At 57.9% G+C, this 22,409-nt stretch carries 20 protein-coding genes; 17 read left to right on the top strand and 3 right to left on the bottom strand.

All coding sequences use genetic code 11. From position 1 onward, the window contains the following. Positions 1 to 2: 2 nt before the first annotated feature. The 4 genes from pgaC (at position 3) to JBO08_RS27230 (ending at position 12,062) form a co-directional block, all read left to right on the top strand. The gene (gene pgaC / locus JBO08_RS27245; protein WP_065872808.1) at positions 3 to 1,346 is read left to right on the top strand and encodes a poly-beta-1,6-N-acetyl-D-glucosamine synthase; all 1,344 of its coding nucleotides are present in this window, start codon (positions 3 to 5) and stop codon (positions 1,344 to 1,346) included. Positions 1,347 to 1,348: 2 nt separating this feature from the next. Further along, positions 1,349 to 1,831 carry a poly-beta-1,6-N-acetyl-D-glucosamine biosynthesis protein PgaD gene (gene pgaD / locus JBO08_RS27240; protein ID WP_065872807.1) on the top strand — a complete coding sequence of 161 codons (483 nt, stop codon included), beginning with the start codon at positions 1,349 to 1,351 and terminating at the stop codon, positions 1,829 to 1,831. Positions 1,832 to 2,197: 366 nt separating this feature from the next. Further along, positions 2,198 to 3,922 (top strand): ShlB/FhaC/HecB family hemolysin secretion/activation protein, encoded by a 1,725-nt coding sequence (locus tag JBO08_RS27235; protein ID WP_220075275.1) that lies wholly within the window; start codon positions 2,198 to 2,200, stop codon positions 3,920 to 3,922. Positions 3,923 to 3,950: 28 nt separating this feature from the next. Then, positions 3,951 to 12,062, top strand: coding sequence for a hemagglutinin repeat-containing protein (locus JBO08_RS27230; protein WP_258407198.1), 8,112 nt, complete (start codon positions 3,951 to 3,953; stop codon positions 12,060 to 12,062). Between the two features lie 416 nt (positions 12,063 to 12,478). Here the strand turns inward: JBO08_RS27230 and JBO08_RS27225 are convergent, their stop codons facing one another. Further along, positions 12,479 to 12,736 carry a hypothetical protein gene (locus JBO08_RS27225; RefSeq protein WP_065872837.1) on the bottom strand — a complete coding sequence of 86 codons (258 nt, stop codon included), beginning with the start codon at positions 12,734 to 12,736 and terminating at the stop codon, positions 12,479 to 12,481. 332 nt (positions 12,737 to 13,068) lie between these two features. On the opposite strand from JBO08_RS27225, the gene JBO08_RS27220 reads away from it, so the two are divergent. From JBO08_RS27220 to JBO08_RS27180, 9 genes are all read left to right on the top strand, one after another. After that, positions 13,069 to 13,467, top strand: coding sequence for a hemagglutinin repeat-containing protein (locus JBO08_RS27220; RefSeq protein WP_220075274.1), 399 nt, complete (start codon positions 13,069 to 13,071; stop codon positions 13,465 to 13,467). Between the two features lie 133 nt (positions 13,468 to 13,600). Further along, on the top strand, positions 13,601 to 14,284 hold the full coding sequence (locus JBO08_RS27215; RefSeq protein WP_083207086.1) for a transposase: 684 nt from the start codon (positions 13,601 to 13,603) through the stop codon (positions 14,282 to 14,284). 133 nt (positions 14,285 to 14,417) lie between these two features. Next, positions 14,418 to 15,236, top strand: coding sequence for a hypothetical protein (locus JBO08_RS27210; protein ID WP_220075273.1), 819 nt, complete (start codon positions 14,418 to 14,420; stop codon positions 15,234 to 15,236). A gap of 118 nt (positions 15,237 to 15,354) precedes the next feature. Beyond that, a complete protein-coding gene (locus JBO08_RS27205) occupies positions 15,355 to 15,825 on the top strand; it encodes a lytic transglycosylase (RefSeq protein WP_220075272.1) in 471 nt (156 codons plus the stop codon). 139 nt (positions 15,826 to 15,964) lie between these two features. Beyond that, positions 15,965 to 16,120 carry a hypothetical protein gene (locus tag JBO08_RS27200; RefSeq protein WP_256530442.1) on the top strand — a complete coding sequence of 52 codons (156 nt, stop codon included), beginning with the start codon at positions 15,965 to 15,967 and terminating at the stop codon, positions 16,118 to 16,120. Positions 16,121 to 16,159: 39 nt separating this feature from the next. Next, complete coding sequence (gene lepB / locus JBO08_RS27195; RefSeq protein WP_065872765.1) at positions 16,160 to 16,948, top strand: signal peptidase I; 789 nt, start codon at positions 16,160 to 16,162, stop codon at positions 16,946 to 16,948. Then, the gene (locus JBO08_RS27190; RefSeq protein ID WP_083213949.1) at positions 16,945 to 17,361 is read left to right on the top strand and encodes a hypothetical protein; all 417 of its coding nucleotides are present in this window, start codon (positions 16,945 to 16,947) and stop codon (positions 17,359 to 17,361) included. The genes lepB and JBO08_RS27190 overlap by 4 nt, the downstream gene beginning before the upstream one ends. 32 nt (positions 17,362 to 17,393) lie before the next feature. Next, the gene (locus tag JBO08_RS27185) at positions 17,394 to 17,867 is read left to right on the top strand and encodes an RDD family protein (RefSeq protein WP_065910747.1); all 474 of its coding nucleotides are present in this window, start codon (positions 17,394 to 17,396) and stop codon (positions 17,865 to 17,867) included. 7 nt (positions 17,868 to 17,874) lie between these two features. Then, positions 17,875 to 18,309: an RDD family protein gene (locus JBO08_RS27180; protein WP_065910748.1), complete on the top strand. Its 435-nt coding sequence runs from the start codon at positions 17,875 to 17,877 to the stop codon at positions 18,307 to 18,309. Between the two features lie 97 nt (positions 18,310 to 18,406). Here the strand turns inward: JBO08_RS27180 and JBO08_RS27175 are convergent, their stop codons facing one another. Together JBO08_RS27175 and JBO08_RS27170 are read right to left on the bottom strand one after the other, a co-directional pair. Continuing rightward, positions 18,407 to 18,994 carry a hypothetical protein gene (locus tag JBO08_RS27175; protein WP_049710668.1) on the bottom strand — a complete coding sequence of 196 codons (588 nt, stop codon included), beginning with the start codon at positions 18,992 to 18,994 and terminating at the stop codon, positions 18,407 to 18,409. Between the two features lie 16 nt (positions 18,995 to 19,010). Next, entirely contained in the window at positions 19,011 to 19,622 is a 612-nt protein-coding gene (locus JBO08_RS27170) for a hypothetical protein (RefSeq protein ID WP_220075271.1), read from the bottom strand. Between the two features lie 272 nt (positions 19,623 to 19,894). On the opposite strand from JBO08_RS27170, the gene JBO08_RS27165 reads away from it, so the two are divergent. From JBO08_RS27165 to JBO08_RS27150, 4 genes are read left to right on the top strand one after another with little or no spacing between them, the layout of a single operon-like run. Beyond that, entirely contained in the window at positions 19,895 to 20,476 is a 582-nt protein-coding gene (locus tag JBO08_RS27165; protein WP_065872770.1) for a hypothetical protein, read from the top strand. A 39-nt stretch (positions 20,477 to 20,515) separates the two neighbouring features. Beyond that, positions 20,516 to 21,196, top strand: a complete 681-nt coding sequence (locus JBO08_RS27160) for a CsgG/HfaB family protein (protein ID WP_065879707.1) — start codon at positions 20,516 to 20,518, stop codon at positions 21,194 to 21,196. Between the two features lie 29 nt (positions 21,197 to 21,225). Then, positions 21,226 to 21,588 carry a DUF4810 domain-containing protein gene (locus tag JBO08_RS27155; protein WP_034101855.1) on the top strand — a complete coding sequence of 121 codons (363 nt, stop codon included), beginning with the start codon at positions 21,226 to 21,228 and terminating at the stop codon, positions 21,586 to 21,588. Then, complete coding sequence (locus JBO08_RS27150) at positions 21,585 to 22,235, top strand: DUF799 domain-containing protein (RefSeq protein WP_049710663.1); 651 nt, start codon at positions 21,585 to 21,587, stop codon at positions 22,233 to 22,235. The genes JBO08_RS27155 and JBO08_RS27150 overlap by 4 nt, the downstream gene beginning before the upstream one ends. The last annotated feature ends 174 nt before the right edge of the window (positions 22,236 to 22,409 follow it).

Raw genomic sequence — 22,409 nt, 5'->3', positions numbered from 1 at the left:
CCATGTTCGACAGAATCCTGGCTTTATTCGTGCTGGCATTGGTATTGGGTGTGCCCCTGGGCCTGATCTTCCTGGTCACCGGGCAGTTCCTGATGGACTTTGTGTTTTTCTACCCGCTGTTCATGTCAGGGTTGTGGATTGCAGGCGGTTTGTATTTCTGGCTGCACTGGGAGCGCCACTGGCCCTGGCAAGAGGACACGCCGGCCCCAACGTTGGCCGGCGACCCGCTGATCTCGATCATCATCCCTTGCTACAACGAAGGGGAGAACGTCGCCGACACCATGGAGGCCGCGCTGGCCCAGGTGTACCCGAACATTGAAGTGATCGCCGTCAACGACGGTTCCTCGGATAACACCGCAGCGGTACTGGATGCCCTGGCCTTGCAGCATCCACGCTTGCGCGTGCTGCACCTGGCGCAGAACCAGGGCAAGGCGGTGGCCTTGCGCATGGGCGCCGTTGCCGCGCGCAGCGAATACCTGGTGTGCATTGACGGTGATGCGCTGTTGGATAAAAACGCGGCCGCCTACCTGGTCGCGCCGATGCTCGACAACCCACGCCTGGGCGCCGTGACCGGCAACCCACGCATCCGCACACGCTCGACCCTGATCGGCCGCGTGCAGGTCGGCGAGTTCTCTTCGATCATCGGCTTGATCAAGCGCACGCAGCGGGTAATCGGTCGGATCTTCACGGTGTCCGGTGTAGTGGTGGCGTTCCGTAAAAAGGCGCTGGACCGCATCGACTACTGGAGCACCGACATGATCACCGAAGACATCGATGTCAGTTGGAAGCTGCAACTCGATCACTGGAGCATCTTCTACGAGCCCCGTGCCCTGTGCTGGATCCTCATGCCCGAAACCGTCGGTGGCCTGTGGAAACAGCGTCTGCGCTGGGCCCAGGGCGGCGCCGAAGTGCTGTTCAAGAATATCCGCGGCATTTGGCAATGGCGTCACCGCTACCTGTGGCCACTGCTGTTCGAATACTGCCTGTCCACCGGCTGGGCCTTCACCTTTTTGCTGTCGGTGATCTTCTGGGGCGTGGGCAAATTCATCCCGCTGCCACAAGCGATTGCTGTCGAGTCGTTGATGCCGCCGGCGTTTACCGGGTTGGTGTTGGCGATGGTGTGCCTGCTGCAGTTTGCGGTGAGCATCCTGATTGACCGCCGCTACGAGAAAGACCTGTGGAAAACCCTGTTCTGGACAGTGTGGTACCCGATGGTGTTCTGGCTGGTCAGCCTGTTTACCACCCTGGTCAGTTTTCCAAAAGTGCTGTTCAACCAGCATCAGAAGCGTGCGCGCTGGGTCAGCCCGGACCGTGGTATCAAACCGCTCGAAAATGAGGAGGCGTGATCATGAAACTGGTCAGAACCCGCCAACGCTCCGTGATGTGGGTCATCGATGTACTGTTGACCCTGATGGCCTGGGCCGGCTTGATCTGGTTGTTGGCACGTGGGATTACGTCGATGCTGGAGACACATGGTGGCCCTCGATTCGAGGCGCCGATTTTCGCCGCGCTCAATACCCTGCAGATCTACCTGTGGATCGCCCTGTTCAACGCCGTCATCCTGATCAGTTGGGCGCGCTACCAACAACGCCGAGGTCGCAAGTTCGCCCAGCGCCGGGCCGAGGCCAAGGCGCTTACTGACAAAAACCTGAGCGAGAGCTTCAGCCTCGGCGAAGGTGACCTTGAGCAACTGCGTCGGCCTGGGGTGTTGGTGATCCATAACGACGAGGAAGGCGGTGTTGCGGAGGTGAAATCCCATGTCTCCCGTGATGTAGAAAAACCTGGGTTGACCCTGGTGCCAGGCAAGGATCAGAACAAAGACGCCAGCTAAGAAGAACGCTGGAAAATCGTTCCCATGCAACGTGGGAACGATTTTGGTAAATACCGATAAGTGGGATCCAATTCACAAAACCTCCGCGAACTTTTCTGACTTTTTCGGTACTAACTTATCTCGGTAAGAACTTGATGGCCAACTAGTGGCAATTATTAAGTTCTCCGACGAAATCGTCATCAATACAGCTGCCGCTTGTCGGAATATAACTTCCAGCAATAAGCCGTATGTCTGTTTGATAGTTTTTAATTGTTAATAATCAATGAGTTGCGCGAACAGCTTGAATAATTATTCAACTTGCTCTGTTCTTTGAGTAAGCGGAAGTTCGATGTTAGTTTGCCGCCCTTGATTTTCGATGGATCGAACATGTCTTTGTTAACGCCACGGACTCGGTATCTGCTATGCACTTTCCTGCTCGCTTATTTGAGCTTGAACAGCGCCATGGCCGCCCCTACGCCAGGGGATCAAGACCTGATCCGCGACCGCCAGAATCGCCTTCTTGAAGAGCAGCGCCGACGCCTGGAAGAACTCCAGGACCTGCCCGGCAAAGACACCAAACCCCAGGCCCCCGCACTGCCGGCGGATACCCGCTGCTTTCCCATCCAGGACATCGAACTCAAGGGCGCCGACAGCCTGTCCGGCGGCGACCGCACACTGCTGCTCAAACCCTATGTCGGCCAATGCCTGGGGGTGGCGCAGCTCAATGAACTGCTCAAAGTCATCACCGACTACTACATCGCCAAAGGCTGGGTCACCAGCCGTGCCTACTTGCCGCAACAAGACCTCTCCAGCGGTCATCTCCAGGTGCTGGTGGTGGAAGGCAAACTCGAAGGGCTGAAGGGCGCACAGGGCAGCAGCGTGACCGACCGCGAGCTGGCCATGGCGTTTCCCGGCAAGGTCGGCGAAGCACTCAACCTGCGCGAAGTCGAGCAGCTGGTGGACCAGCTCAGCCGCTTGCCGTCCAAGCAGGCGCAGATGGAATTGACCCCTGGCAGCCAAGTAGGCGGCAGTGAAGTGCTGGTCAAGAACGTGCCGCAAAAGCCCTGGCGCGCCAGCCTGTCGCGTAACAACGACGGCCAGAAAAGCACCGGCGAACAGCAGTGGGGCGCGGGACTTGAATGGGACAGCCCGTTGGGCCTGGCCGATCAACTGATCCTGCGCGGCGGCCACGACGCCATCAGCGACCATCAGAAAACCTCGAAAAGCAGCATGCTCTACTACAACCTGCCGTGGGGCTGGTGGAACTTCAGTTACACCTACAGCGAAAGCGAATACCGCACCTTCTTCATGCTGGATGACCTCAAACTCAAGCAGAACGGCGACAGCCAGAACCATCAGCTGCGTGCCGAACGCGTTATTCATCGCGACGATGTGAGCAAGACCTCGGTCAACGTCGGCCTGTCGCACCTGCGCACCAACAACTACCTGCTTGACTCGCGCCTGTCGACCAGCAGCAACCGCCTCAGCGAACTTCAAGTCGGCCTCACCCATGGCCGACGTATCGGCAATGCCTTCGTCAACCTGGACGTCGGCATGCAAAACGGCATTGGCGCCTTCGACGCGCAAAGCAATCAACAAGAGCGGGATGCCAACGGCAACCTCACGGCGACCCCGCGCTATCGCAAGTACACCGCCACGGTCAGCTACCTGCAGCCCTTCACGCTGTGGGGCGAGTCGCTGAGTTTTTCCAGCCTCGCCACCGGGCAGCGCAGTGAAGACGTGCTGTACCCGGCGCAACGCATGAGCCTGGGTGGTTCTTACTCGGTGCGCGGCTTCAAGGACCAGCAACTGAACGGGGACAGCGGCGGTTACTGGCGTAACGAAGTGCGCTGGGCGCGCCCGGTCACCCTCGACTGGATGCGCCCGGCCTTTGCCGAGTACGGCGCCAGCGTCGGTTATGACCAGGGCGTGATTCGCAACGATCGCTACAACGATGATGAGCATGGTCGCGTGTCGAGTAACTCCCTGGAGCTGTTCGCCCGCGGTAAAAACGTCAGCACCAGCGTGACCTTTGCCCATTCCCTTGAGCGACCTGGCGTGGTGACCGAGCGCGAAGCGCCGATCTATTTCCGCCTGGATTTTTTCCTGTAATCAACACCGCTGCCTTGAGATTTTGAATATGGACGCTCGCCCTGCTACCGCCCTGAAAAGCCTGACCCAACGCGGCCTGGCACTGATCCTGGCCAACGCGCTGTTCTGGCAGCCGCTGCTGGCCCAGGCCGACGGCATTGCGGTCAGCGGCCCGGGCACTACGGTTGGCCAGGCAGGGAATGGCGTGCCGGTGGTGAACATCGCCACACCCAATGGCAGCGGCCTGTCCCATAACCAGTTCAAGGACTATAACGTCGGCCCCAATGGCGTGATTCTCAACAATGCCACGGGCGCGGTGCAGAGCACCCAACTGGGCGGGATCATCGTCGGCAACCCCAACCTCAAGGGTGGCGCGGCGAACGTCATCCTCAACGAAGTCAACGGTGGCAGCCCCAGCCAGTTGCGTGGCTACACCGAAGTGGCGGGCCAGTCGGCCAAGGTCATCGTGGCCAACCCCTACGGTGTCAGCTGCAACGGCTGCGGGTTTATCAACACGCCCAACGTCACCCTGACCACCGGCAAACCCGTCATCGATAAAGTCGGCCGCCTGGATCACTACCAGGTCGATGGCGGTGCGGTGACCATCGACGGCCAGGGCTTGAACGCCAGCAACGTCGACCGTTTCGAGATCATCACCCGCACCGCCAAGATCAATGCAAAGATCAACGCACGCCAGCTCACCGTGATTGCCGGGCGCAACGATGTCGACGCGCAAAGCCTGAAAACCACCGTGCGCGCCGATGACGGCAGCGCGAAACCGGAACTGGCGATTGACTCCTCGGCCCTGGGCGGCATGTACGCCGGCGCCATCAAGCTGGTGGGCACTGAAGCCGGCGTGGGCGTAAAGCTCGACGGTACGTTGGCCGCCAGTGGCGGCGATATTCAGCTCGACGCCAACGGCCACTTGAGCATGGCCCAGGCGGCCGCCAGCGGCGCGGTGGATATCAAGGCCGCGAGCCTGGAGACCAAGGGCGCGGTCTATGCGGGCACCCGCCTCAAGGCGCAGACCAAGGGCACGCTGAAAAACAGCAAGACTCTCGCCGCTCGCGACAGCATCACCCTGGCCAGTAACGGCCAACTGACCAACACCGGCATCATTGAAGCCGGGGTCAACGCCGACAACACCCGCAATGCCGTTGGCGACGTCACGTTCGACAGCCAGCACATCAGCAACACTGGCACGGTGATCGCCAATCGCACCCTCACCGCGACCGCCGCTCAGGTGGACAACCAGGGCGGCACACTGAGTGCCAAACAGGCGCTCAACATCACCGCCGACAGCCTCGACAATCGCAAAGGCCAACTGCTCAGCGATGGCATTCAAACCCTCACCGTCAACGGCCTGCTGAATAACACTCAGGGCGGCATCATCGACAGCACCGGCGCGTTTACCCTGCACGGTAGCCGCCTCGACAACAGCGCCGGCAACCTCACCGGCGGTGGCTCGATCACCCTGGATTTGCTCGGCGACCTGATCAACCGCAACGGCAAGCTGGCGAGTGTCGGGCCGTTGCTGGTGCAACGCGCTGCCCACATCGACAACCAGGGCGGCAAGCTCGCCAGCCAGGGCCTGCTGACGCTGTTCGCCAACAGCATCGATAACCAGAACAAAGGCACCCTCGCCGCCAACGGTGGGGTGGCAATCACCACGACTGGTCTGCTGCAGAACGGCGCCGACGGCTTGATCCACAGCGAGCAGGCTGGCGTGAATATCAGCGCCGATACGCTGGATAACAACGGTGGGCGCATCGCTGCCAAAGCCGGTGATGCAACGGTCGACGCGATCAACTTCAACAACGGCAGCGGCACACTGTTCGCCGGTAGTGGTGTGAGCCTTACCGGGGTCAATGTCGACAACGGCGGCGAGATCGCCGGCAACCGGATCGACGTCAATCTGCGCGGTACCCTGACCAACCGCAGCTTGATCGAAAGCGCCACGACCCTCGATGTCGCGAGCGCCGGCCTGAACAACAGCGGCCAGATGCGCGCCCTGGGCAACACAGGTAAAACCCGCTACGCCATCGGCGGCCTGTTGAATAACAGCGGCAGCCTGGAAACCGCCAACGACCAGTTGAGCCTCGCTGCAAACACCTTCCAGAACACCGGCGGCAAGGTGTTGCACGTGGGCACCGGCGTGCTCGACCTGAGCGGCATCAGCCTGGATGACGTCGGCGGCAGCCTGGTCACCAACGGCGACCTGACCCTCGACAAAACCGATTGGACCAACAGCACCGCGATCCAGGCCGGGCGCCTGACCGTCAACGTCGACAACCTGAAACAGACCGCCACCGGCCAATTGCTCGGCACTCGCAGCCTGGTCGGCAAAGGCCTGGACTGGACCGTCGGCGGTACCGTCGCCAGCCAAGGCAACCTCGACCTGTCCGTAGACAACCTGCTCAATGACCACGGTTTGATCTTCAGCGGCGGCGACATGAACCTGCGCACCGACCGCCTGAAAAACCTCGGTGCCACGATTTACGCCATGGGCAACCTGCGCGTCGATCGCGACGGGCAAGGCGCGGCGGCCACCAGCATCATCAACAGTTCGGGGACGATCGAAAGCGAGCGCAACCTGATCCTGGCCGCCAGCACGATCGATAACATCCGTACCGTGCTGACCACCCAATCGGGCATCTACAGCGCTTCGATCACACCCACTGCCTGTATCTTTGGCGTGACCGGTGGCGACTGCGACGGCGGCAAGCAGAACCGACCGTTCCAGATCACCGTGCGTGATCACTTTATCGTCAGCGACGCGACCGCAAGTTCCAGCATCACCTCCGGCGGCGACATGCTGCTGAGCGGCGGCGACCTGCTAAACAGCAGCAGTAGCATTGCCGCCGGCGGCGCCATGACCGTGCGCGTCAATCAACTGAGCAACGTCGGCCTGGTGACTCACGACACCCAATACGACCGGGTCTTTACCTCCGAACGTGAGCGCAAGCCGGGTGGTTGGTACCGCGAAGCGGCTGCGTTCACCCAGCGCTATGCGGCGGGCCAGAACATGGACGGTGTCGAAGCCGGCCTGGCTTCGTTCATCGGTAAGATGCAAGACGAAAAGACCGCCCTGCGCAAAACCACCCAACTGATGGCGCCCGACCAAAACTACGCCGCCGTCATCCAGGCCGGTGGCGCCGCGGACGTAAAGGCCCAGGACGGCATCGATAACCGGGTCGTGAACCGTGGCTACACCTATGTCGGCAGCGGTGCCAACACCCATGCGCCCGGCTACTCGACCGAGGTGAAACTCAACCCGCAATTGCCGCCGGATCTCACCCAGCAACAGGTCAATCCCTTGAGCCTGCCGGGATTCGACCTGCCCACCGGGCAGAACAGCCTGTTCCACCTCAACGACGGCAAAGGCGCCAACGGCCTGCCCACCAGCCAGTTCGCGGCCAGCCCGCACAAGTACCTGATCGAAACCAACCCGCTGTTCACCGACATGCGCCAGTTCCTCGGCTCGGACTACATGCTGACCCGGCTCGGCTACGACCCCGAGACGGCACAACGTCGCCTCGGTGATGGCTTCTACGAACAGCGCCTGATCCAGCAAGCCGTCCTCGCCCGCACCGGCCAGCGTTTCATCGACGGCCAGACCAGCGACGCCGACCTGTTCAAGCACCTGATGGACAACGCCATCAGCAGCAAAACCGCGCTCAACCTGTCAGTGGGCGTCAGCCTCACCGCCGAACAAGTCGCGGCCCTGACCCACGACATCGTGTGGCTGGAAAACACCACCGTCGCCGGCCAACAAGTGCTGGTGCCGGTGCTGTACCTGGCCCAGGCAAACAACCGCCTGGCGCCCAATGGCGCGCTGATTTCCGGCAGTGACGTGAGCCTGATCACTGGCCGCAACCTCAATAACGCCGGCACCCTGCGCGCCACCGGCAGCCTGCTGGCGAACGTTGGCGGCGACCTCGCCAACAGCGGGTTGATGCAAGCGGGCGGCCGTCTCGATGTGCTGGCCGGCAACAACATAAGCAACCGTGCGGGCGGTGTGATCAGCGCGGGCAACGTCAACCTCGCCGCCGGCGCCGACCTGCTCAACGAACGCAGCGTCACCACCCACGAAAGCGCGAGCAGCTACCGCACCGAACGCAGCGACTTCGTCGACAGCGCCGCGCGCATCGAATCGGCCAACGATCTGGCCTTGAAAGCCGGTGGCAACATCAACAACGTCGGCGGCGTGCTCAAGAGCGGCGCTGACATGGCGGTCCAGGCCAAAGGCGACGTCAACATCACCGCCTCGAAGAGCCTCGACAGCGGCGCCATCGGCACCCGTTCCAACTTCACCACCATCGCCCAGCAAGGCTCCGTGGTCGAGGCTGGCCGCGACCTGCACGTGATCGCCGGGCGCGACATCAGCGCCGTGGCCAGCCAGGTCGAGGCCAAACGCGACGTCAACCTGATTGCCACCCGCGACCTCAACGCCATCGCGGCAGCCAACGAACAGCACTCGACCTACAACTCGAAAAAGATCAAAAGCATCGAAGACCACGTGCAGCAAGTCTCCAGCGTGATCAAGGCCGGCGGCGACGCCACCCTGAGCGCCGGGCAGAACCTGCAACTGGTCGCCAGCCAGGTCAATGCCGGCAACGAGGCGTACCTGGTATCCGGCAAAAACCTCGAGCTCAAAGCCGCCGAAAACCAGGACTACAGCTTCTACAGCAAGACCAAAAAAACTTCCCAGGGCAAGAAATTCCGCCTCGACGAAACCGACGCCATGAACAACGTCGGCAGCCTCGTCAGCGCTGGCAAAAACAGCACCGTCGTGGCCGGTGAAAACTTGCTGCTGGCGGGCAGCTCAGTCACTGCCGAAAAAGGTGCGACGCAATTGGTCGCGGGCCAGGATGTGAGCATTCTCGCCGTCAGCAACTCAGACAGCGCCCGCCACGAACGCAAGGAAAGCAAAAGCAGCTGGGGCGGCCTCAAGTCGAGCAAAGTCCAAGACAAAGTCGACGAAAAACGCACCACCGCCCTGGGCAGCATGGTCTCCGGCGAAACCGTTACCGTCGCCGCCAAGCGCGACGCCACGGTCACCGGTTCCAACCTGGTCAGCACCGGCGACCTCGCCGTGCAAGCCGGCCGCGACCTGACCATCGACGCGGCGCAAAACACCTTCGCCCGCACCGACATGCACAAGGAGAAGAACCGCGACCTCACCGGCGTGTTGACCGGCAACAAGCTCGGTCTGGACGACATGACCGGCAACCAGAAGCTGTACATCAACAGCTCCAAACACAACGGCACAGCCAATGAAATGACCTTGACCGGCAGCACGATTGGCTCTAGCGCGGGCAACGTGTCGCTGACGGCGGGGCGTGAGTTGAAGGTGGTGGCCAGTGATTTGGTGAGCACCAAGAACATGGAGTTGAGCGGGGCGAATGTCACCGTTACTTCGGGAATGGAGACGGTCAGTCAGACCAGTCAGGACAGTTCAAAAAGTTTGGCGGTTGGGCGTGTGATCGCGGGCTCGGTGGTGGACACCGCCACCAGCATGCGCGATGCCGTCAAAGCGGCGCGCAGTGCTGATGACCCACGCCTCAAGGCAGTCAAAATTGCTCAGGCAGCCCTCGCCGCCTACAACCTCAACGGCCAGGCGTCGGACGCCAATGCACAAAGCTCCGGCTTCAAAAACAAAACTGGCGGCACGCCCGGCAACGGTTCGCTGATCAAGATCGGCACTGAACTGGCCAATAACCGCAGCAAGAACAGCAGCGAATTCAACAGCGCCACCGCCAAGCAGAGCACGCTCAACGCTGGGCAAGACTTGTCGATCGTTGCCACAGGCGCGGCGGCGGGGACTCAGGGTGATATCCAGATCACCGGCAGCCGCTTGAAAGCCGCCAACACCCTGTTGCTGGCCAAAAACGATGTGCTGATGCAAAGCGCACAAAACACCACCGACCGCAAAAACGAAGGGTCGAAAACCAAAACCGCCATCGGCGCCAGCTTCAATATTGGCGAGCAAAACGGTTTCACCCTCGACCTCGGTGCGCAGGGTGCCAAGAACAATGGCAACGGTAACTCCGTTACTCAAGTCAACAGCACCCTCGATACCGGCAGCCTGTTGTTGCAAAGCGGTGGCGATACCACCCTCAAAGGCGCCCAGGTTCGCGCGGACAGGATCAAGGCCGATATTGGCGGCAACCTCAATATCATCTCTCTCCAGGACACCGAGTCATCGCGCAGCAAACAGAACAGCGCAGGCTTCGGCGCGAGCATCTGCGTGCCGCCGTTCTGCTACGGCTCCACCGTCGCCGCCTCGGCGAACCTTGCCGCCGCCAAGATGAACAGCGACTACAAGGGCGTGACCAACCAGAGCGGCTTGTATGCGGGCACAGGCGGCTACGACATCAATGTCGGCAAAACCACCACCCTGCAAGGCGCGGTGATTGCCAGCGAAGCCAGCGCTGACAACAACCGCCTCAGCACGGATCGTCTGATCGTCAGCGATATCAAGAACAAGAGTGAGATCGAGAGCCAGTCGGCGAGCATCTCGGTCTCCACCAGCAGCGGCGGCGGCACCTCGCCGGGCGGCGCCATCCCGATAGCACTCAAGGATAAAGACCACAGTTACACCCGCAGCGCGGTCAGCGAAGGCACGATTGTGGTTCGCAATGCCGAAGGCGCCAATGACCTAGTCGGGCTGAACCGCGACACTGCCAATGCCAATCAGAAGCTCGACCGGCCTGATGAAAAGGCCATGCAGGAACGTATCGACCTGATCCAAAGCTCGGCGCAGTTGGCCAGTGGAGTGATCAGTGCGGTGGGCAAGGCGAAGGCGGACGAGGCGAAAGCACTGGCCGATAAAGCCAAAACCCAGACCGAAGCCGGTTCGCCGGACGCCGCTGGAACGGTACTCGCAGCAAATGCCGCTTATGCGGAAGCCAAGCGCTGGCAGGTTGGTGGCGACAAGAAGTTAATGGCAGACATTGCGACCGGGTTGATTGCGGCAGGGCTGGGTGGTGCACCTGTGGGAACGACGGTGGGTATTGTCGCTAACACGGCCTCCAGCGATATCTTCAATAAAATTGGCGATTACGCCCACTCACGTGCGACTGATCCGAAGGCAGATGCGGCCACTCGGGCGGCTTGGGCTGAAGGAGGCGCGGCGCGTGTGATGTTGCATGCGCTGGCGGGCGCGGCTATGGGGTTGTCCAGTGGCAGTGTGCAGAGCGGTGCGTTGGGCGCGGGGGCTTCTGCGGCCTTGATGCCGAGCATTGCGGATGCGTTGGGTAAAAATGGTATCAAGGGTGTGGATCAAGATGCGATGGCCGCATTTATCGCAGCAGGCGTCGGGACTGTAGTCGGCTCTGGCAACGGTACCTCTGGCGCTGTTGTTGCGGCGGGGAATGCGATGTCGGTAGACGTCTATAACCGAGCTGCTCATGAGGCCGAGATAGCTGCGATTAAGGCTGAGGCGCAGAAAGGCGACTTCACGGAGGCCAATCTGGATAAGGCCACGTGCTACATCATCAAGTGCTGGGCTCATTTGGATAGGGGTACGAAGGAATATCACGATGCATATCTGAGCGAGACCGATATGGTCGGTTTGAGCAAGGAGCTTGAGTGGGTAAATGCGCAAAAAGACAAAGGGCTCTTCAATTACTCAATGACCGATACCGTATTTGACTTCAGCACACGCGATGCCCTTCCGGTGACAAAGGATGCTGCCGCGATAGGGGGGGGAGCGATTAGCGTGTCGGCGGGTTACGCATTATGTGTCTCGCTAGTCGGGTGCGGCTTCGGCATTCCGATGGGGACCTTCGGGCTCGGCAACGTGTCAGAAGGTATTACGGGAGTTTATAATCATTTCAACAATAGCCGGGGTGGCTATAACCCCGTAAAAGAAGTATTTAATGAGATTCCTGGCGGTTATGGACCTGTTATTTATAGTGGTGCAGATTTAGCATTGTCATTGGGCTCTGGCTTCGTTAAGGTTCCTCTTAAAATGGGCTTGGCGGACGGACTTAATAAGCCTAACTCGATGTTCGGAGTTACCGTGCATAGTTTTGATAATAATAAGTTTGTTTTTGGAAAAGCAGTACCCTATGGCTCAGCACTGACACTGTATCTGAAGTCTGTTGCTGATAAAGGGTATACTTTTTATGAGGGGGTTTCGCATGAGAAAAAATAAATGGATAGATGGGTTTTTTTTATCCATCTCCCTTTTTTTTATGATATTGGCTATTAGCTTGGTACTTGCAATGCTCATCGCGGCTGTGATTACTCTTGTCTTGGGTACGGACTCTCCGTGGGTTTACAACTGGATCGGATTTCCTCTTACATTTTTATTTTCCGCGTATTGGATCGTCACGAGATGGAAGTATGTCAAGTCTTATATATCTGGTAATGGGGGATGGTAGTACACGGTATTACTGAGATAAAGGAAACGGATTTGTTCAGTGGTAATCGGGGTCAGGCAACGTTTTTTGTGTGAGTGTGAGTGGAGCTTGCTTGGCAATATTGCGTTCTTTAAAAATTGAGTTTTTATTTTTATCTGTGTGAAATGCTTCAAATAAGGCGGTTATGAAAATAACCGCCCATTTTTATTTATGAATTTTGTGAATTCAACTTCCGCCCAATCACATCGAGCAAATCACACCCATCTCTCAGCGGAATTGCCAACAACAGTGCAAAGTCGTGCAGCACAATCGCATCACTGCTGATCTCCTCCCGAAACGCAAGGTTCTCCAAAAACTGAGTCACCGCACGAATGCGGTACGTGGCGGCGTCATAGAGAACATCAAGGGGCGCTTGCGTGTCGATCAGCAGCGCCGGGATAGCTGAATCGTGGCCTGTCAGGGGCATGTATCTATTCATTTTTGGACTCTCTACTTAAGTGATGAATGCCATCACTCAAACGTCGCCAAACGAATGGGTGACAGCTGTACGCAGGTTGGCGAACCGGCAGTAGAGAAAACCGGCAGACCCGAAGGTCTCCCGCGCACAGCCGTCATAAGACGACTTTGCAGGCGCGCAAGTGGCTGCAAAAAAGCTCCCAGCTTGCGCATTCTCTACCGTCAGGTCGCCAAACCTGAATCGCCATGTGGGCGACCGGCGGACTATAAGTCCTCAGCGTAAAAACGCGCAAGGCATCAAAAAGCCAACACGTCATTCTGCAAGCCGGCTGCGACCTGCACGTGATCGCCACCCTCAACGCCATCGCGGCAGCCAACGAACAGCACTCGACCTACAACTCGAAAAAGATCAAAAGCATCGAAGACCACGTGCAGCAAGTCTCCAGCGTGATCAAGGCCGGCGGCGACGCCACCCTGAGCGCCGGGCAGAACCTGCAATTGGTCGCCAGCCAGGTCAATGCCGGCAACGAAGCGTACCTGGTCTCCGGCAAAAACCTCGAGCTCAAAGCCGCTGCAAACCAGGACTACAGCTTCTACAGCAAGACCAAGAAAACTTCCCAGGGCAAGAAATTCCGCCTCGATGAAACCGACGCCGTGAACAACGTCGGTGGGAATCGGGGTCAGACCACGTTTTCAGCGAAATCCATACAAGGGTTTAACTTTTTTGTGATGTTTAATTAATGTATCTAACGGTTTTCGCTATTTATAAAAATTATGCTCTTTAAAAATTTGATTTATTTTTTGAAATCATTATCTTCCTTTATTTTTGTTGCAGACGACTAAGCTGATCTCTTTCAGAAATCAGGGGTTTGTTATGGCTCGTCGTCCTCGGTTGTTGGTACCAGGTCTTCCGCTGCACATCATACAGCGCGGAAATAATCGTTCGGTTTGCTTCTATTCAGAAGATGATTATATTTTTTATATCCACCTCTTAAAGCTCTTGTCGGAAACGCATGGCTGCAAAATTCACGCGTGGTGTCTCATGACGAATCACGTGCATTTGTTACTGACTCCAACTACCGCTCTAAGTGCTTGTTCGTTAATGAAAGGACTTGGTCAGCGTTATGTCCAAAATATAAATCGTACTTATCAGCGAACAGGAACTCTGTGGGAAGGTCGTTATCGTTCTTGTTTGGTGCAACACGAAAGCTATTTGATGGCCTGTTATCGTTACATAGAAATGAATCCCGTCAGAGCGGGAATGGTGGATCATCCCGCTGAGTATCGTTGGACGAGCTACCGAGCAAATGCAGAGCTGGAAACTTCAGCACTTATAACGCCTCATGATTGTTATAAAGAATTGGGTAGTAATGTCGATCAGAGGGCTGAGGCGTATCGTCGTCTTTTCAAGGATGAGCTTCAGCAGGAAGTAATCGACCAAATCAGAGATGCTACAAATGGAAATTACGTATTCGGAACGGGAAAGTTTGCGTCGCAGATAGCACAAGCTTTGGGTAAGCGAACCGTTAGAGGATTCGCTGGCCGACCAAAGAGATGACTTTCAAATGTCAATTGTGTTCTGACCCCTATTTCCCTGACCCCTATTTCCCCCCAATGTATATTGGTGGTCTGGCCCCTATTTCTGGAGATCCCCGAGTGGTCGACGCCTCTGGCGCCAAAACGGTGAAGGCATGAACGTTAAAACGGCATTAGAAGCCCTGGGGTTACACGACGCGCTGGTGGCATGCGCCGATGGAAGCATCGGCACGCCCATCTGCACACTGCGAGCCCCTGCCGAGTGGTATGGGTTTCCACCTGCGTTGATCCCGATATGGAGTGACGGATCTTGGCCTACCTATATTGGGTACTGGAAGCACTGGTTTGTTGATCGTGAACCCACCTTCGTAAAAATGTATGTTGGCAGCGACCGAATGACCGTAGAGATCGCCCGCACGCCTGCGCAACTGATGGGCGTGCTCGCAATGATGTCGATGAGTCTTGAGGAGGGTGTCACGCCCGAACTTGAGCAGTTCGCCAAGGCGGTGGGGTTTGATTGCCTGGAAGCATTGGATGCGCAGTCGTTGAAAACTGGCGACGACTCCAAAGGCTTCGCCAACGTTGAACCGTTCAAGACGTTGACGCCACTGGCCAGTATTTCTGACGGTGCAAAGCGTTATACCGGAAACTTTCCGAACCCGTTCGACCCAATCCCTAATTGGTGGGAAAGCAGTTGCTATTTTGAAGTTGTCGACCAGCACATCCCAGTGCCGAACGGCGTGGAACTGCCCACTTGGTTTGATCCTGAGCGCGAGAAAAAGCCGTTGTTCGAGGATTTTATGCAAGCGGGACGCCTTGACTGCGCATGGCTGACTCTGAACTCCACTGGCTGGTCCATCGGCGATGCGCGGCAGGCACTGGTTGCGTTGCAGGAGCGCGCCGATGATAAGGCGTTTGACGCGGTTGTTGCTTACTGGTTGTCCATTGCGGATTTGGATGCTGGGGCATATTAAAAGTGAAGGGGAATCGGGGTTAAGGGATCGGATAAAGGTGACTGATTTATTTACAAGCTGTTTAATAAATCTGCCCCTTTAATGCTGCCATCAGATATACCAAAGGGAATACCTATTAATGGTCATGCCAGTCTTTTATAGCAAATCCTGGTTCCGTGCAAAAAAATGCGCGATAGAACCAATGAATGAGTCCACGGCACGGGCCGAGCATCAGGTAGGTAAGTCATATACCGCTCTAATTGGGTCGGAATCAACGCCTTCTTGTTTTGTTGAAATGTTGATAGATAAGGGTATGGTTGGCGTCGGTTTTCTTGACGATAAAGGCCATGAGTATCTGACCTATCAATTTCACTACTTAGACGAAAGCCAACTTTTTCTCTCGATGGCCACCCACCGTGAATTCGAGGGGGGCAAGGTCGCTTTTGGAACAACTTATATATTTGGACGGCAGGGTGGTCTTGTCGTTAGGCGTGAGAGGATGATTCCCTATACGGTTGAAGATGCTCAATCAACCTTTGAACCGGCAGGGAACTACGAAGTTGCACCGAAATTTGGTGATTATTCAGGTGTAATAAATATTAATCGGTGAGGGGGGTGATTTAGGAAGTAAACGTGACGGATTTATTTAATGTGGAGGGATCGGGGTCGGGCCACGTTTTTAGCGAAATCCATATAAATTTAACGTTAATGGTGGTCTGACCCCTATTTCCACTGGCAGTGGGAGCCGTGTGCTTTATGCATTCGATGCAGAGAACGATTGGTCAATCGTAGAAATTGATCCTGAACTGGATGGGGCAACAGTTTTGTTCGAAGATTTTTCCAGCTTCATTTTGAACCAGTTAGCGGCGGTCAAGGGTTACGTGGATTGGCGCGCCGCACAGTAATATGCGCAACGCGCGTACTTGCATTATTAAGGATGATCAATGAAACCCGTAAAACTCTCCCTACAAGCTTTCCTGATGTCCTGCCTGGTGGCCGGCTGGGGGCTTGTCTACGTGGGCCGTATCAAGTGGGCCATTTGGGTTGCCGCGCTGTTGTACGGCGGTGTGGTGCTGCTCGGCGCGTTCGGTCTGAGCGCCTCGCCCATCGGGCTGTACGTGTTGTTCGGCTGGATTATCGCGGTCAAGCTCAGCTCGGCAATCGTATCGGCCGTGTTGGCCCGCCGTTACACGGGCCCGGCGGGCGTGCCGCGCAAACGGTTCCACGCGCTATACGTCGGCGTGTTGATCGTGATCACGTTCATTCTGTTGGAGGTCCTGCGGGGGCCGCTGATGGGGTTCAAGAACTACTACATTCCGACCGGTTCGATGGCGCCGACGGTGTCCGTGGGCGACTACATTGTGGCCGACCTCAAGGCCGGTGCGCCGAAGGTCGGCGATATCGTGGTGTATCGCTGGAACGGCACTGAGGCGATCAAGCGCGTGGCGGGTGTTGGGGGAGATACGTTGGCCATCGTCAACGGCGAACTGATCCGCAACGGTGAAAACCTCGGCCTGTTTCATGCGCCGGCAGACCGTGTGAATGGGCCGGCGTCGATGGAGTTGGCTCCGCTCAAGGTCGAGCCAGGGCACGTCTACCTGCTGGGTGACAACCGCAATAACAGCAATGACAGCCGCTTTATGGGACAGGTGGCCGTTGAAGAGGTGGTCGGTAAGGTCACAGGCATCTGGTTTTCCGAAGAGCGGGCACGCATCGGTATGACGTTCCCGTGAATGCTCAAATGCGCTCGGCGCGCTTTTTCAGCATCGGGTGTCGGGTTGCCCAGTGGCTGTGCCTGTTGGTGATGTGCGCCAGCGCCACGGTAGTCATGCTGGCCTGGGCCTACCTCGATCCTGGTTCGACGCCGTTGGGCGTGGCAGTCGCAGGCTTCGTGTGGTGCGGCATTGGGCTGTTGTTCGCGTTCGTGTTTGAGCGGTCGCGCACAACCGCAGCAACGCTTCGATTCATGCTGACTCGGATGGCTGCGATACTGGTGCTCGCGGCCGCGGCGGCCTACTTGCTCGGCCTGCTGTGGGTTGAGCCTGGGCGCGATTCCCTGGACGCTCTGTTGGAAAGGGCGTCCTGTGAAAAGTACGGCGGCACGATTGAAAAAGGCTGGGAGCGCAATTGCACCCGCCCGGAATAGACGCAATCACTTTGAAGTTGGAGTAACCCTGTATGGACGCAAATAACACCCCTAAACGCCCCACAATCCTGGCCAGCATCGGCCGTCGCCTGGCCGCACGCATCATCGACTGCGCCATCGCGGTGCTGATCTTTTTCATCGTCAAATTCGTCGCCGGGGCGTTGTCTGCCTATGTCCCAGGGGTGACGCCCAAGGCTGGTTTCCTTTGCGCGTTTTTTGCGGGCTTTGCCTACTTCCTGCTGGCCGATGCACTCCCCAACGGCCAGAGCCTGGGCAAGCGCCTGCTGAGCATTGCCACGGTGGACCGCAAGACCCTCAAGGGTTGCAGCGTTTCCCAGTCGTTCACGCGTAACTCCGGTGCACTGGTGGTCATCGATTGGGTGTGGATCCTCATGGAATCCAGGACACGCCTTGGCGACATGTTCGCCAAGACCATCGTGATCCAGACCGGTAACCTGACGAGCGTTCGCAGCCTGGCGGATATTTATGACAGAGGCAGGGGATAAGCGCGTTATGAACGATTCAGCATCGGCGGCAGAAATCTGGAACCTCGCCAGCCCGTTCAGGCGGCTGCTCGGTTATGTCATCGATATGGCCGTGGTGTTTTTCCTGCTGTTTTTGATCCGCAACCTGGACTACGCGTATCTGTCTTTGCGCTCGGTGGTGGGCCCGCTGTTTTTCGATGGCATCCGCTATGTGCTGATGTTTTTAGCCTTCGGGTACTTTCTGTTTTGCGATGCCTTGCCCAAAGGCCAGAGCCTGGGTAAGCGGGTGTGCCGCACGGCGGTGGTGGGTTACCCGTATCCAATGAACTGCACGCTGTTTCAATCGTTTCTGCGTAATTTTCCGAAGCTGCTGTTCAGTATGCTGGACGGGCTTTTTGTGCTGTTCGGGTTGCGCCGTCGATTGGGCGATATGTTGGCCAAGACGATTGTGATCAACACTTGAGCAGGGCGGCATGGCTGTAACAATGTGGGAGCGGCGGTTCGCAGCTCCCACATTTTTATTGAGGTGCGTCAGCTGGATATCCGCCGACGTACAGGCCTTACAGTAACTTGCGCTGCACCGCCTCATCCAGCGTACTGCGCGTCAACGCCTCGACCACTTCCCGTGTGTCGGTCTGGAAAGGCAGGCCTACGATCAGCACCAGATGCACCCATGTGCGCACCGACTCACTCTTTTTGACCCGGCCCAACTCTTTGCCGTCCTTGTCCTTGAACACCGTTTCGAGGGTAAAGATGTTCTTCGCAGTGGTGGGGATGATGCAGAACGTGAAGCCGGTAATAAACGCTGACACCGGGCTGTATTCTTCATTGTTGTGCAGGGTGGCATCCACGTAGAGGTCCGAGTCAACCTTGTCGGTGCTCACTCGCGAAAAGCGGTTGGACTGCTGGAAGGTGTCGGCCACAGCCTTTTCCCACAGCACCACCGGGGCACCTACTGCCGCGTTGCCCGGGCCACCGTTGACGTGGTTTTGCGCCGTGGTGCGCACGTACGCCGTCGGCTTTTGTGCCGGTGCGTTCGCGGTTGGTGGCCAGGTTTGCACTGCTGGCAGTTCGTGCTGCGAGTAAGAAACGCAACCGGTCAGCAAGACCGCCGCGAGAACCAGGCAATATTTGATCAATCCTTTCATGTGTCGCTCCTGAAATTTACGGTTTTGCCAGTTTGGCGGTAGCGGTGTCGAGCAATTGCGCGACCAGTTTGGTCAGTTGCTGGCCGCCCATCGAAGGCGCCCAATACTGGCCGCTGTAAAGCCCGACGTTGTGTTCGAACTTGATCGACTCTTTCGCCGAAGCCAGTTCCTGGCCGTTGCGATCGACGATGACCAGGTCGCCGGCTACGTCGAAGCTGTCTACGTAGATCGGGCCGTTGACCCAGATCCAGATCGTCAGCGTCAGCAGCGCGCCCGGCACATACGCAGGGTGCGGCGCGCGGTGGCCTTTGAGGGAGGTCATGTTGAATTTGAGCGTGACGTCGTGCTCGCCCAGGCGTACCGGATACTCGGTGACCTGCTTGAAATAACCCGCCGTGCGCACGTATTGGGTGATCTGGGCCGTCAGCGAGCGGCTGATGGCCGTCTTGTTGGCCTCGTTGACGTCGGCAGCATTCACCGTCACATCGGCGACTTGCACACTGCGCGAGCTACTGCTGGAGGCCGGATGGAGCGGGGCGCCGATGGGCCCAGTGACGGTGTACGACACACAGCCGGTCATGGATAGCGCGGCAACGAGCGCCGCCGCCCGGAAGAGGATTTTCAACACGCAATATCCCTATAAATGAACGAACCAAGCCACTGTCTCGTCCTTCACGGGCATAACTTGAGCATGCATTTTTTTATTTGATCGGTGCAGGCTAATAGCCATCATTGTTTTTGTTTTGCTGACAATGCCTTAGGGCATTTCGCCGCGGACTTGGGCGTAAGCGCCAGTAAAACGGCGCAGCTTGGGCGTCAAAACAACTTGAGAACGGCTTTCAACTCCGTAAAATGCCGCGATTGTTTAAAGCACGATACTTTTCAGGGACGAATTCAGACATGCGCCTGTTTGCCGTATTCCTCGCGGCCTGCCTTATGGTGGGCTGTGCCTCCAAGCCGGCGTATTACATCTCCCCGGCGCCGGTCACTATTCCCAAGACGGCTACCTACTGGGTCGACACCTTCGACGTTGAAGTGGGCGGCAAAAGCAAACATTTCATGCCAGACGACAAGGTTCGCCAGGAGCTCGGCGTCGACTTGGTCAACCGCCTGCTCAACGCCAAGCGCTACGCCACCAGCAAGGAAACCGCCGATTATTTGCTGGACGTGGATATCGTCTACGTGCGCCATATCATCGACACCAACGGCGGGCTGTCCAATTTAGTCATCGACGACGGCACCATCCTGCAAAGCATCGATTTCGGCTACAAGGTCAAGGTCAAGAAAGCCGGCGCCCAAGTGCTGCGCTTTGCCCACGACCGGCCAGGCCTGGTGCCCAACAACTGGGTTGGCCAGGTGCAGCAATGGAAGACCATCGGCGGCATTATCACCAATACCGGTAACGCCAGTGTCGAGCGACATTTCACTGGTGGGCTGAGCCAATACATTGTCGACGACCTGCAAGATATCCCTTCTCGATAGCGGCTAATCGCTTTGGATTTCCCCACTTAGGAGCACCCTGTGAACTCACTGTCCAAAATCCTGCTGTCCGGCCTCACCGCCGCAGCGCTGCTGACCGTGGCCGGTTGCGCCACCGAGAGCAACCGCGCGCTGCCAGTGGAACAAGTCGCCAGCGCCAACGTCGCCTATTCCGGCGTACGTGTACCGATTGCCGTGGGCAAGTTCGACAACCGCTCCAGCTACATGCGCGGCATCTTCTCCGATGGCGTCGACCGCCTCGGTGGCCAGGCCAAGACCATCCTGATCACCCACCTGCAGCAGACCAACCGCTTCAGCGTGCTGGACCGCGACAACATGGGCGAAATCTCCCAGGAAGCCGCGATCAAAGGCACCGCGCAGAAGCTCAAGGGCGCTGATTACGTGGTGACCGGCGACGTGACCGAATTCGGCCGCAAAGAGACTGGCGACCGCCAGCTGTTCGGCATCCTCGGCCGTGGCAAGACACAAGTGGCCTACGCCAAAGTCGCGTTGAATATCGTCAACATCAGCACCTCCGAAGTGGTGTATTCCACCCAGGGCGCCGGTGAGTACGCGCTGTCCAACCGTGAAGTCATCGGCTTTGGCGGCACCGCCAGCTACGACTCCACCCTCAATGGCAAGGTCCTCGACCTGGCCATGCGCGAAGCCATCAACCGCCTCGTCGACGGCATCAACGCCGGCGCCTGGAACCCGCGCAACTGATCAGCAGCACCTCAAGGAGCAGTACACGGATGAGCAAGGCAGTTAAGTTGGCGCTGACGCTGACAGCAGTTGCGGCGGTTGCCGGGTGCCAGACGGCGCCCCAGCCCCTGTATCAATGGGAAAGCTACCAGCCGCAGGTTTACGAGTACTTCAAGGGCGAGCCCAAGGAAGCGCAGGTCGAGGCGTTGGAGCGGGATCTGCAGAAGATCAACGCCAGCGGCCGCAAGGCCCCGCCGGGTTACCACGCCCACTTGGGCATGCTGTACCTGAGCATGGGCAAGGATGACCAGATGGTGCAGGAGTTCCGCACCGAGAAGGCGCTTTTCCCTGAGTCCGCCGCCTACATGGATTTCCTGCTGAAAAACGCCAAGACCGGAGTCGCCACTAAATGAGCCTGTTAAAACTCACTGGCGCCCTGCTGGCCCTGGCTTTGCTCGGCGGTTGCGCGGCACCCAAGACGATTGATTACACGGCGTACAAACAGGCGCGACCCAAGTCGATCCTGGTACTGCCGCCGATCAATGAATCGCCGGAAGTGCAGGCGTCCTACAGCCTGGTTTCGCAAGTGACCTACCCGCTGGCCGAAGCCGGTTACTACGTGTTGCCGATCGCCCTGGTGGACGAAACCTTCCGCCAGAACGGCCTGACCACCGCCAACGATATCCAAGGCGTGGCACCGGCCAAGCTGCATGACATCTTTGGTGCGGACGCGGCGCTGTACATCACCGTTACCAATTACGGCACCAAGTACATGCTGATCTCCAGCGACACCTCCGTGACGGCCTCGGCCAAACTGGTCGACCTGCGTACCGGCACCACCCTGTGGACCGGCTCGGCGCATGCTTCCAGCGAGGAAGGCAACAACAACGGCGGCGGCCTGGTCGGCATGCTGATCACGGCGGCGGTCAAGCAAGTGATCAACAGTTCCACCGATGCGGCGCACCCGATTGCCGGTATCACCAGTGCGCGCCTGCTGTCACCGGGGCAGCGCGCGGGGATCCTGTACGGTCCGCGTAACCCGAAGTACGGTACGGACTGAGGTAATAGCCTGGTTCTGAAATCACCGAGGATCAACATGTGGGAGCGGGCTTGCTCGCGAAGACGTCGGCCCAGCAGGCATTGATGTTGACTGGCCCACCGCTTTCCCGAGCAAGCCCGCTTGTGTCTTGAACCAGGCTTAAACTGAAGGTGAGAGCGGTGAGTGACAAGCTGA

It is taken from the genome of Pseudomonas sp. LAP_36, assembly GCF_019456785.1.
GTDB lineage: Bacteria > Pseudomonadota > Gammaproteobacteria > Pseudomonadales > Pseudomonadaceae > Aquipseudomonas > Aquipseudomonas tritici.
The sequence above is the reverse complement of the archived record's forward strand: the minus strand, read 5'-3'. Positions and strand labels throughout refer to the sequence as shown.